Origin of the sequence: Streptomyces sp. NPDC058045 (assembly GCF_042885635.1) — a bacterium.
In the GTDB taxonomy this organism is placed as follows: domain Bacteria; phylum Actinomycetota; class Actinomycetes; order Streptomycetales; family Streptomycetaceae; genus Streptomyces.
Genome location: NZ_JBHVRR010000028.1, coordinates 47,740 through 59,140 on the forward strand (window position 1 = coordinate 47,740; position 11,401 = coordinate 59,140).

General features: G+C 74.4%; 10 protein-coding genes. 4 read left to right on the plus strand and 6 right to left on the minus strand.

Going from position 1 to position 11,401, the window contains the following annotated elements:
• Position 1: 1 nt before the first annotated feature.
• Both ACFVST_RS18430 and ACFVST_RS18435 read right to left on the minus strand, forming a co-directional pair.
• Positions 2-700, minus strand: coding sequence for a glycerophosphodiester phosphodiesterase (locus ACFVST_RS18430; protein WP_390152638.1), 699 nt, complete (start codon positions 698-700; stop codon positions 2-4).
• Between the two features lie 74 nt (positions 701-774).
• Positions 775-1,809 carry an adenosine deaminase gene (locus ACFVST_RS18435; protein ID WP_390152641.1) on the minus strand — a complete coding sequence of 345 codons (1,035 nt, stop codon included), beginning with the start codon at positions 1,807-1,809 and terminating at the stop codon, positions 775-777.
• Positions 1,810-1,950: 141 nt separating this feature from the next.
• Here ACFVST_RS18435 and ACFVST_RS18440 point away from each other — a divergent pair, with 141 nt between their 5' ends.
• Positions 1,951-2,586, plus strand: coding sequence for a DUF4190 domain-containing protein (locus ACFVST_RS18440; protein WP_390152644.1), 636 nt, complete (start codon positions 1,951-1,953; stop codon positions 2,584-2,586).
• Positions 2,587-2,692: 106 nt separating this feature from the next.
• On the opposite strand, the gene ACFVST_RS18445 is transcribed toward ACFVST_RS18440, so the two are convergent.
• A complete protein-coding gene (locus ACFVST_RS18445; RefSeq protein WP_390152647.1) occupies positions 2,693-4,549 on the minus strand; it encodes a hypothetical protein in 1,857 nt (618 codons plus the stop codon).
• A 157-nt stretch (positions 4,550-4,706) separates the two neighbouring features.
• Entirely contained in the window at positions 4,707-5,330 is a 624-nt protein-coding gene (locus tag ACFVST_RS18450) for an NADAR family protein (protein WP_390152650.1), read from the minus strand.
• 259 nt (positions 5,331-5,589) lie between these two features.
• On the opposite strand from ACFVST_RS18450, the gene ACFVST_RS18455 reads away from it, so the two are divergent.
• Positions 5,590-6,069: a hypothetical protein gene (locus ACFVST_RS18455; RefSeq protein ID WP_390152653.1), complete on the plus strand. Its 480-nt coding sequence runs from the start codon at positions 5,590-5,592 to the stop codon at positions 6,067-6,069.
• 34 nt (positions 6,070-6,103) lie between these two features.
• On the plus strand, positions 6,104-6,313 hold the full coding sequence (locus ACFVST_RS18460; protein ID WP_390152656.1) for a hypothetical protein: 210 nt from the start codon (positions 6,104-6,106) through the stop codon (positions 6,311-6,313).
• Here the strand turns inward: ACFVST_RS18460 and ACFVST_RS18465 are convergent.
• Positions 6,301-6,813 carry a phosphatase PAP2 family protein gene (locus tag ACFVST_RS18465; RefSeq protein WP_390152659.1) on the minus strand — a complete coding sequence of 171 codons (513 nt, stop codon included), beginning with the start codon at positions 6,811-6,813 and terminating at the stop codon, positions 6,301-6,303. The genes ACFVST_RS18460 and ACFVST_RS18465 overlap by 13 nt on opposite strands.
• 459 nt (positions 6,814-7,272) lie before the next feature.
• Entirely contained in the window at positions 7,273-8,607 is a 1,335-nt protein-coding gene (gene gabT / locus ACFVST_RS18470) for a 4-aminobutyrate--2-oxoglutarate transaminase (protein WP_390152662.1), read from the minus strand.
• Positions 8,608-8,920: 313 nt separating this feature from the next.
• On the opposite strand from gabT, the gene ACFVST_RS18475 reads away from it, so the two are divergent.
• The gene (locus ACFVST_RS18475; RefSeq protein ID WP_390152664.1) at positions 8,921-11,314 is read left to right on the plus strand and encodes an ATP/GTP-binding protein; all 2,394 of its coding nucleotides are present in this window, start codon (positions 8,921-8,923) and stop codon (positions 11,312-11,314) included.
• The last annotated feature ends 87 nt before the right edge of the window (positions 11,315-11,401 follow it).

An 11,401-nucleotide genomic window follows, 5' to 3' on the forward strand; every position in this document is an offset into this window, starting at 1 on the left:
GTCAGGCCGCGGGGACCGTCTCGCGCAGCGCGGACAGCACATCGAGGCGGTTCGTGGTGATGGAGTCGGCGCCCGCCGCGAGTACCCGGCGCATCGAACGGGCCGTGTCCGGAGTCCACACCGACAGCAGCAGCCCGCCCGAGTGCACCCGCTCGGCGAGCGCCGAATCCACCAGCCCGAAGCGGTAGTTGAGCCAGCGCGGGCGCACCGCCGCCAGCAGGCCCGGCCGCGGCGGCGCCAGCGACGTCCAGGTCAGCGAGATCTCCGCCCCGGGATCCGCCGCCCGCACCGCCAGCATCACCGTCGCCTGACCGCAGAAGTACGCACGCTCCGCGGCGCCCGCGTCCCGCAGCACCCCCAGCACCGCCCGCACCGTACGCGGGGTGGCGCCCGGCAGGTCCACCAGCAGCCGCGGCCCCGAAGCGGGCAGCGCCGCCACCGCCTCCGCGAGCGTCGGCACCCCGCCGTCGGTCAGCTCCGACACTTCCTTCGCGGACAGCGAGGACAGCGGCCGGTCCTGCCCCCACAGCCGCTTCAGCGACTCGTCGTGCAGCAGGACCGGCACGCCGTCCCAGGTCAGCCGGACATCGATCTCCACCGCGTCCGCGCCCCGTTCAAGAGCGGAACGCAGCGACGGCAGGGTGTTCTCACGGACCCGGTAGGGGTCGCCGCGGTGGGCCACGGCGGTCACGGTGCGCATGGCCCCCATTGTGGCCCGCGCCGCTGCGGGATCCGGCCCGGACCCCCGAGTTCGCGGTCTCGGGGAGACACCTCCTAGCTGCGGCCCGCCCAGGTCTCCGTGTAGGCATCGATCTCCGCCGAGAGCATCCGCTTGCCGGCCGGGTCCAGGAACGACGCCTCGACCGCGTTGCGGGCCAGCGCCGCCACCCCCCGCTCATCCAGGCCCAACAGCCGGGCGGCGACCGCGTATTCGGTATTCAGATCGGTGCCGAACATGGGCGGATCGTCCGAGTTGACCGTCACCAGCACGCCCGCCTCGACCATGGCCCTGATCGGGTGCTCCTCCAGGGTGGCCACCGCGCGGGTGGCGATATTGGATGTGGGGCACACCTCCAACGGGATGCGGCGCTCGGCGAGATGGGCCAGCAGCGCCGGATCGCCGGCCGCGCTCGTACCGTGCCCGATGCGCTCCGCCCGCAGGTCCACCAGCGCGTCCCACACCGTCGCCGGGCCGGTCGTCTCCCCGGCGTGCGGTACCGAGTGCAGTCCGGCCGCGACGGCCCGGTCGAAGTAGGGCTTGAACTGCGGGCGCCCCACGCCGATTTCGGGCCCGGCGAGACCGAAGGACACCAGCCCCTCGGGCCGCAGCTTGTCCGACACCGCCAGCCGTGTCGTCTCCTCAGCCGACTCCAGCCCCGCCTCGCCCGGAATGTCGAAACACCAGCGCAGCAGTACGCCCAACTCCCGCTCCGCCGCGGTCCGGGCGTCCTCCAGCGCCACCATGAACTCCTTCTCGTCGATACCGCGCCGGGTCGAAGAGAAAGGCGTCACGGTCAGCTCCGCGTACCGCACGTTCTGCCGGGCCAGTTCGCGGGCGATCTCGAAGGTGAGCAGGCGGACGTCCTCCGGGGTGCGGACCAGATCCACCACGGACAGATACACCTCGATGAAGTGCGCGAAGTCCGTGAAGGTGAAGTAGTCCGCCAGCGCCTCGGGATCGGTGGGCACCTTCGAGTCCGGGTGCCGCGCCGCCAGTTCGGCCACCACCCGGGGGGAGGCGGAGCCCACATGGTGTACGTGCAGTTCGGCCTTGGGCAGTCCGGCGATGAAAGCCTGTAGCTCGGTCAAGGATCGTCTCCCCGGGAGGGCACCGGCGTACGGCGCGGGTGATCGGCTGATCGGTGGTGCGGAGAACATCGTAGGCGGGCCTCCCGGGGCTCCCCGGGCGGCCGTAGCATGACCGCACGTACCAGGAGGGGGCCACCACAGATGTCCGAGCAGTCGGCGCCGCAGGACCCACCGCGGCCGGACGGGGACGCGGAAGCCCTGCCGGGGCCGCCGCGGGGCGAGGGGCCGCCCGGCGGTGAGGGGCCCGCGGTCAGCCTCGACAAGGACGCGGTGCCGGAGGCGCCCGGCGGTGGGGCGTGGGGTGGCGCGGGGAATCCCTTCGCGGCGCCCGGGCCCGGTGATCCGCTGCCGCCGCCGCCCACCGCGCCCGGCGGACCGGGCCCCTACGGGCCGCCCGGGCAGCCCGGCCCCGGAATGCCCTACGGCTACCCGGGCGGACCCGGCGGCCCGAATCAGCCCTACTACCCGTACGCGCCGCCGTATCCCGGCCCCTACGGCGCCCCCGGATACGGCTGGGGAACGCCGCCCCAGGGCTCCAACGGGCTGGGCGTCGCCGGTCTCGCCCTCGGCATCACCGCGGCCGCCGGATTCTGCCTGTGGCCCTTCGCCATCGTGCTGGGCATCCTGGCGATCGTGTTCGGCGCGATCGGCCGCGGCAAGGCCGTGCGGGGCGAGGCCACCAACCCGGGGCAGGCCCTCGCCGGGATCATCTGCGGAAGCGTGGGACTCCTGTTCGGCACGCTGATGCTCGTCCTCTTCATCGTCCGCGTGACATGAGACCGCCCCCGGAGACGGAGGACGGGTGATCGTCCGCGTCGTACGGGGGCGGTCTTGCCGGTGCCCGTCTTGTGGGTGGCGCCGGCCGGTTCGCCGTCGGGTCGGTTCAGCGGTCCGCGGGTGAGCCGGTGAACGCGGGGCCGGTGCCGGTGGCGTAGTGCGTGGCGCGCGGCGGGCTCGCCGGGTCGAGAGCGCTGCCCGCGTCGGCGAGCAGTGCCGCGTCCGCGTCGGTGAACAGGGCCTCGGCGGCGGCCGGTTCGGACGGGACGGCCTTCCTGGTCTCGGGAGTGGGGGTGGGGCTGCTGTCGGTGCTTGTGCCGGTCCGAGCAGGAGAGGCGGGGGACGGGGTGCGGTTGCGGTGGGCCAGGGCGACCAGGCCCGCCAGCGCGGCGAGGGTGACGACCAGGGCCACCGCGGCCGCCACCGTGGTCAGCCCGCGCGGGGCGAGGGTGTGCTCGACGGCTCGGGTCACCTCGGGAGCCCTGCGGCCCGTCGGCGCCAGATGCACCGCGGTCACGGCGCCCGACACCACCACACCGGCGAGCAGCGCCACACCGGTACCCGCCCGCAGCACCAGCAGGGCGAGCGCGACCACCCCGCACAGTACGGTCGCCGTCATCAGGCCCGCGTACAGCGAGGCGTCCACCCCGGCACCGTAGCGGGGCAGGGTGGTGACGCCGCAGGCCAGCAGGGCGACGGCGGCCGGCCAGCGCAGCCAGCCGGGGGCACCGCCGTGCGGCGGACGGCCCAGGACCCGGGACGGTGCGACGGCCGACGCGGTGCGCGAGGCGGGCGTCTGTCTCCGTGCCCGGGCCGGTTTCCGTGGCGGGGCCGATGCCGGTTTCGGTGCGCGTTGCGACGGGGACCGGTGTGCGCTCCCGTCCGGGGTCCGGGTCGGGCGGGACTTGTCGACTCCCTTGGAACCGGGGTGAGTTGACGCTGAGTGGGGTGTGCGTGCGGTTGCCGACCTACCGGCCGCGGGGCCGCTCGGGGTCGGGCCGGTGGGGGAGGCGCCGCGGGTCCCCGGACGGGTACCGCGAGCGCCCGCACCGCGGAACCGGCCCGCGCCCGAGTGCTCCGACCGCTTCACCGCGGCGGCCTTCCCGTCCGACCCGGGCGCGGCAGTCGACGCGGACGCCGGTGGCTCGGCGGGCGGGGCGCCGGTGACCGGAGTGGAGCGGGACGCCGACGGGGACTTCGGTGCCGACTTCGGTGCCGCCCCGTCCGGATGCTGCGAGCGGTACGGGTCCACGGCGTCGCCAGCCGTGGCGTCAACAGGCTTACCGCTGCCGCCAGTTGCCGAGGAAGGGGCATTACCTGGGCCGGATTCGCGGACGGCCGTCGTCTCGGTGACCGTGGCGGACGGTCCCGTCACCTCAGCCCCGTCCGCCTCCCCAAGTCCCTTGCCGGTGGCGGGCGTTCGGTCGGCGGCAGGTGTCCCGGGGTCGAGGCGGGCGATGAGCTGGGCCAGTTCCTCCACGGTGCGGCTGCCGGTGGCCGCGCGGATCGCCTCCTCCGCGGTGTGCGCGTCGTGCGGTGGCTGGTGCAGCAGGGTCAGCAGGTGCCCGACATCCTCCAGCGAGCGGTGCCGGGTGGCGGCGCGGATCGCGTCGTCCGCGCGGGCCGGGGAGTGCGGCGGCCGGCTCAGCAGCGCGACCATACGGCTGACCTCCTCCACCGGCCGTTCCGTCGCGGCGGCCCGGACCGCGGCGGTGGCGGCGGTGGCCCGCTTCGGCGACTGCTCCAGCAGGGCGACGAGGCGCAGCACCTCGTCCAGTGAGCGGCCCAGGGCGACACTGCGCATCAGGTCGTCCACCGGGTCGCGTCCGGTCACCGGGCCGGGCGCTGCGGCGGGGTCGCGTCCGGCTATGCCGGGCTCGCGCGGGGGATGGGTGGGTGGTGAACCGGCCGGTGCCGCGGGCGGCCGGTCCTCCGATCCGACGGGGTGGGAGTCGATCGTCATGGACTCTGCTCCAGGTGGGGTCTGCCGTGCGGACGCGCGTACCGGAGGCACCTCGGCCACCGGAGCCACCTCCGTGACCGGATGGACCTCGGTCACCGCAGGGACCTCGGCACGCTCCGTATTTCGTAACCCCGGCCCGCGACCCCTGCCACCCGGCCTACGCCACGCGGCCCCGTCCCCCGTCCTCGGGCCGCAACCGCTCACGGGCGGCCATCAGCGCGAACCCCAGCAGATTGGCACCGCGCCAGCGCGCCGGAATCCGGATGCGCTCGTCGTCCGCGGCGAGGCCCACGCCCCACACCCGGTCCACCGGGCTGGCCTCGACGAGGACCCGTTTACCGGTGCCCAGCAGGTAGGACCGCAGCTCGGGGTGGGCGGCGAACTTGTGCACACCGCCCTCGGTGACGATGCGCAGCCGCTCCGCCTCCCACCGGCTCTGGTCGAAGCCCTGTACCTCGCGGCCGACTCGCTTGGCCAGTGCGGGACTTGAGGCGGCTATGGCCCGCCGCTCGGCTTCGGCGTCCCCGAACAGCCGGGCCTTGCCGGCCATCATCCAGTGCTCCGCGGTGGCGTAGACGACGCCCTCGACGGTGAAGGGGGCCGGCCACCACTGGCTGAGGCAGGAGGAGCCGATCCCACCGTCGGGGCGCGGCCGATGGCCCCAGAACATCAGGTACTTGAACCTCTGCCCGGCGGCCACGGCAGCCCGCAGCGCCTCCACCGAATCGATCACCTTCCCGTTCCCCGTGCCCTTCCGCGCTCCGTTCTCCGCCCGGCTCATCCCCGACGCCCCCTCCGCCTGTGCCCTGCCCGTACCGAGGGAGTCTTGCAGTCGCCTCTGACAGTCCGCGACGGCTTTCGAGGGGGGCGGGCGCGGTGTCGGAGCGGTGGGCACCCGGTGTGGCGCACCTCATATCGTGATGGTGACCTGCATCACATATTTCAGTGGGAGAAAGTCGCGTAATGCTCCGGCCCCGGGCCCCTCTCCTCCCCGTGACCTGCGGCGCGAGTCGCGGGTGCGGAACGACGAGGAGGACCCGATGACGGGGACGGGCAGACAGGGCGCGGTGGAGTGGCTGGTGGCGGTGGCGCCGGATCCGCGGGCCTGCGCACTGCTGTGGCGGCGCAGCCCGCAGGCGGTACTGCTGCTTCCGGCGGGGCGGCGCTGGGATGTGCTGATCGTGCCGGGCGAGTTGGGGCATCCGACCCTCGATGTGCTGAGCCGCTGCGTCGACCGGCCCGGCCCGGTGCTGGCCGACTTCGGCGAGTCCAGGCTCGGGTTCTTCGTGCCGCCCGGCACCTCCGAGCGCTGGCTCGGCAGCGGGGTGCGCGGGGTGGGCCGGGGCACCTGGATCGTGGTGCCGAGACCGGGTGCGACCCCGGAGGGCACGGTGCGCTGGATCGTTCCTCCGGATGGCTCCGGCACCCTCAACGACACGGCGCTGCTGGAACTCGCCCTGCATGAGGCGGCGGCGGGCCGGGGCCGCGGCGAGGAATCCGGAGGGCGCCCCGGGCGATGAGTGGCGGCGGTGGCCCGGGTGGGTGGCGATCGGGATGCCCGCGTCCGCCGGGGCGGGCAACGGTCATGTGGTGCCCGCCGAGGTCGGCAAGGCCCTCGACTGCCTCACCCGCGCCACCGGCTGCGGCGGCTGCACCCCGCACGGATCCTGGCCCGCGCTGGGCGGGTTGATGGCCTGGTCGGTCACCTGGGACCGCCTCCACCACGACGAGTTCGCCGCCACCTTCGCCGCCTACTTCGGCTGACGCCCCGGCCGTCCTCCGCGGTCACAGTGCGCCACCGCCGCGGCCACCGGCCACAGCAGCAGCGGCGCCAGGCACCAACTCGCCAGTACGTCCACCGGCCAGTGGTAGCCGTGGCAGACCAGGCCGAGGCCCACGCCCGCGTTCAACACCAGTACCGCGGCGGCCAGTTGACGCCGTACCGAGGAGCCGGCCACCCAGGGCGGGATCAGCAGGGCCGCGGCGCCGTAGGCGACGGCCGCCGTGGCCGCGTGGCCCGAGGGGTAGTAGCCCTTGCCGAGCATTCCCGGGGGGCCGGTGCGGGCGAAGAGTTCCTTGAGGGGCACCACCAGGGCCGGTACCAGCGCCAGCGCGGCGGCGGCCAGCAGCGGCGCCGGCCACCACCGGACCAGGCCCGCGGCCCGCCCCCGCCACGCCGACCACAGCAGCACAACTCCCAGTACGGGCACCGCCACTTCGGTGTTGCCGAGATCGGCGAGAAGGCCGGAGGCCGCGTCCGGCACGGGACTGTGCGGGGCGGCGCGGCCGATCCGTTCGTCGGCCCGGCGCAGCGGTCCGCCCGCCGTGGTCTGCCAGGACAGCAGAGCAAAGAGCAGCAGGCAGACGGCAGTTGGCCACCAGGTGCGGAAGAACGCAGTCGGCCGCCTCGGAACAGGGGGGGTAGTTCCGCGGCGGCCGACCTGATCGGTGTGCCGCGCGCCCCGGGGGGTTTGGGGCGAGCGGCCGCCCGATCGGTGAGGAGTTCCAGAGCATGAGGCTCCGGTTGTGTGCGCGTGGGCACAGTCGGAGCGCAACTGGGGAGGCTGCGACTCCGAATCGCCCGCGGAGAACCGCGGACGGGGTGTCTCTCTCATCTGCCCTCAAAGCTACGGCAGCCCCGGACCGTCCGACAGTGGGAACCGCAACCCGCCATCGCCCTCGCACACCTTCTTCACATGCTGCTTCCCTGGTCCGGCCGCCGGTCAGAGCGCTGCCAGCGCCTGCTCCACGATGTCCAGGCCCTCGTTCAGCAGGTCCTCGCCGATCACCAGCGGCGGCAGGAAGCGCAGTACGTTGCCGTAGGTGCCGCAGGTGAGCACCAGCAGTCCGGCGGCGTGGCAGGCGGCGGCCACGGCCGCGGTCGCCCGCGCCGCCGGCTCCTTGCCCGCCCGGTCCTCGACCAGCTCGACGGCGATCATCGCGCCGCGGCCGCGGATGTCGCCGATCACCTCGAACTTCTCCTGCATCGCGGCGAGCCGGCCCTTCATGACCTCCTCGACCCGGCGGGCCCTGGCCGGCAGGTCCAGCTCCTTCATCGTCTCGATGGCGCCCAACGCGCCCGCGCAGGCCACCGGGTTGCCGCCGTAGGTGCCGCCCAGGCCGCCCGCGTGCGCGGCGTCCATGATCTCGGCGCGGCCGGTCACCGCCGCCAGCGGCAGACCTCCCGCGATGCCCTTCGCGGTGGTGATCAGATCCGGCACGATCCCCTCGTCCTCGCAGGCGAACCACTGGCCGGTACGGCAGAAACCGGACTGGATCTCGTCGGCGACGAAGACGATGCCGTGGTCCGAGGCGAACTGCCGCAGCGCCGGCAGGAAGCCCTTCGCCGGCTCGATGAAACCGCCCTCGCCGAGCACCGGCTCGATCACGATCGCGGCCACGTTCTCCGCGCCGACCTGCTTGGAGATCTGCTCGATCGCCTGCTTCGCCGCCTCCGGCCCGCAGTTCTCCGCCCCGGTCGGCCACCGGTACGGGTACGCCACCGGCACCCGGTACACCTCGGGCGCGAAGGGGCCGAAGCCGTTCTTGTACGGCATGTTCTTCGCGGTCAGCGCCATCGTGAGGTTGGTGCGGCCGTGGTAGCCGTGGTCGAAGACGACGACGGCCTGCCGCCTGGTGTGCACGCGGGCGATCTTCACCGCGTTCTCCACCGCCTCGGCCCCCGAGTTGAACAGCGCCGACTTCTTCGGGTGATCGCCCGGCGTCAACTCCGCCAACTCCTCGGCGACGGCCACATAGCCCTCGTACGGGGCCACCATGAAGCAGGTGTGGGTGAAGTCGGCCAACTGCGCGGTGGCGCGGCGCACCACGGCCTCGGCGGAGGCACCCACCGAGGTCACCGCGATACCGGAACCGAAGTCGATGAGGCGGTTGCCGTCGACGTCCTCCACGATGCCGCCGCCCGCACGGGTCACGAACACCGGCAGCACCGAGCCCACCCCGGCCGCCACCGCGGCGGTGCGCCTGGCCTGCAACTCCTGCGACTTCGGGCCGGGGACGGCGGTGACGAGGCGGCGCTCCTGCGGAAGTGCGGTCATGCGGGGCTCCTGGGGGTGGTACGGACGGATTCGCTGCGGCTGCGGGCGCGTTCCCACTGCCCTCCCGCGCAGGCTAGAACCGCCGCACGGGCCGGGGCATGTTCCACGGGGGAGTCGTTGTGCCGAAGGCTTGTCCGCGATGGACATAGCGCCCGCCCGGCGACGGCCCCGGCCGGCCCCCGAGACCGTTCGGATCCGGCCCGCGGGACGCCGTGAACCCGTCGGCTGCGAGCGCGTAAACGGTGAACTCCCCTGCGCAGGCACTAGATTGAGCCCCGCACATGAAGGACAGGCTGGTCAGGGGGCAGGAGCGATGGAAACCGACGGCACACAGGACGCACGCGGCACACACGCCGCCCCAGTGCCCCGGCCCGCGGAGCCGCCCCGTCCACCCGCCGGGCCGCCGCCCACCGAAGCGGCCCACCCACCGAAGCCCACCGGCCCGCCACCCCGCCCCGCCACCGCCGTCTGGCTCGACCAGGACCGCCCCGAAGCCCCCCTCGGCATCTGGCGCCCGGGTTATCGGGAGCGGGTGGCGCCTGTCGAGGACGACGGCGGCGCGGCCAACCGCGGGCTGAGCGCCGGTCTGCTGATCTCCCTGCTGGCCGGGCTGTTCGTCTGGTTGCTGTGGAGCAGCCCGTACAACCCTTACCGCACCGTGCCGTTGAAGGTGTTCACCCCGGACGACTGGTGGTGGTCCGGGTCCAGCGCGCCGCGCACCATGGAGGGCGCCAACGCGCTGGTCGTCTACCACGGGCTGGTCTTCGCCGTGGTCGCCGTCGTCTTCGGGCGGCTGGGCGGCTGGCCGGAGGCGCAGCGCCGGTTCCTCGCCGGCCGGCGGCAGCCCAGCCGCGCGCTGCTGGCGCTGCTCATCGGCGGCCTCGCCCTGGTCCTGGTGTGGACGAACGTCATCCCCGTCTCCGACCCGGTCCTCGCCCTGGTCACCCTGGTCGCCGGGCCCGAAGTGTTCCGCTCCAACGCCTTCACCTACGCCCTCTACCTGCTGATCTCCGCCGCCGTCCTCTACCCCTTCGCCCGGGCCGGGGACTGGGCCGGGCTGATCACCCGGCGGGGAGCCCCCGAGGGACCGGCACCCGGGCAGGCCCCCGCCGATGCCGCCGGGCAGGACGGACCGGCCGCCTCCCGGTGGCCGGTCCTGCGTGCCGCGGGGCAGGACGCCGCCGCCGAGCGGCTCACCGGGGCGCTGGAGGCCGGGCTGATGAACGACGTTGACTGCGCCCGGATCAGGCGCCGTTGGCGGCTGGCCGGTGGCGACGGCGGGCGGGTGGCGGCCTTCGCCGCGGCCGTGCAGCGCCATGGGGCCGCCGCCTTCACCCACCCCTCCGGCAGTCGCGACCTGCCGTTCCGGCGGGCCCGGCACGACCTGCTCACCGGGCAGGTGCGCCTCGGCCGCTGCGCCGACGAGAACCGCAACGGCCACCCGTGGCGCGGCGCCGGATTCGCGCTGGAGCCCGATGCGCTCACCACTTCGCTGCTCGCCGTCGGCCCGCCCGGCGCCGGCAAGACCGCCCATCTGGTGGCGCCCGTCGTCGAATCGCTCGCCCTGGGCGCGCTCACCGGCTCCTGCGCGGTCATCGCGGTCTGCGCGGCCGGCACCCCGCTGGGCCCGGACGACGGCTACGACGTGGTGGTCCGCCTCGGCGACCCGGAATCCGGCCACGACCTGGACCTGTACGCGGGCTCCACCGACGCCGACGAGGCCGCGGCCTTCCTCGCCGACGGCCTCGCCGGAGACCTCGACGGCTTCGACACCCGCCGCGCCGCCACCGTCCTCGCCCAACTCCTCGGCCCCTTCCGGGCCGTTCACACCCGCTTCCCCACCGTGCCCGAACTGCGGGAGCTGCTGCACCGCGACCCGGGCGCACTGGCCGCACTGCGGGAGCGGCTGGCCGACTCGGGCGACACCGCGATGCAGCGGGAGTACGACACCTATCTGCGGCAGAGCGGGCACACCGCGGAACTCGGGGCGGCGCTCGCCGACCGGGTCGCGCTGCTGGACCGGCCCGCCTTCGCCGACTTCTTCGGCCGCCGCGGCGACGAGCGGCCCTTCTCACTGCGCGACGCCCTCACCCACCCCATGCGGGTCCGCGTCGACCTGCCGGAGCGTCTGCACGAGGAGGCGTCCCGGCTGCTGGCGCGGCTGCTGCTGGCCCAGTTCACCGCCCTCGCCGCGGCCGGCCCTGAGCTGCCCCGCTTCACCTGCCTGGTGCTCGACGACGCCAGCCGCACCCTCACCCCCGGCACCATCCGCGGCGTCCAGCGGCTGCGGCCCCTCAACGCCGGCGTCGTCCTCGCCCTGCGCACCACCACCGACGTACCGGAGCAGTTGCACGGCGCGCTGCACGGGGCGGTCGGCTGCCGGGCCGCGTTCAGCGGCCTCACCACCTGGGACGGCCGCGCCTTCACCGAGGCCTGGGGCACCGAGTGGGTGGACACCGAGGAGGTCGCCAAGCACACCGTGTACGCCAACCAGCCGCTGACCCGCGCCATGCACGCCCTGCGCAAGCTGGTCACCGGGCGGGCGGTCACCACCGACGCCGTCACCGTGCGCCGCGTGGAGCGCGCCCGCTGGTCCGCCTCCGAACTGGCGCACTCGGTGCCGCCCGCTCACGCCGTCCTCTCCCTCAACGGCCCCGACGGCAAGCACACCCCGCCCATGCTGGTCGACTTCGGCGACCAGGCGTAGGCGCGTGGCTCACGCCCGCCGGGTGCGGATGCGCCCTCCGCCCCCGCTGAGGCCGTCCTCCAGTGAGGCAGAATCGGTGGTGGCCGT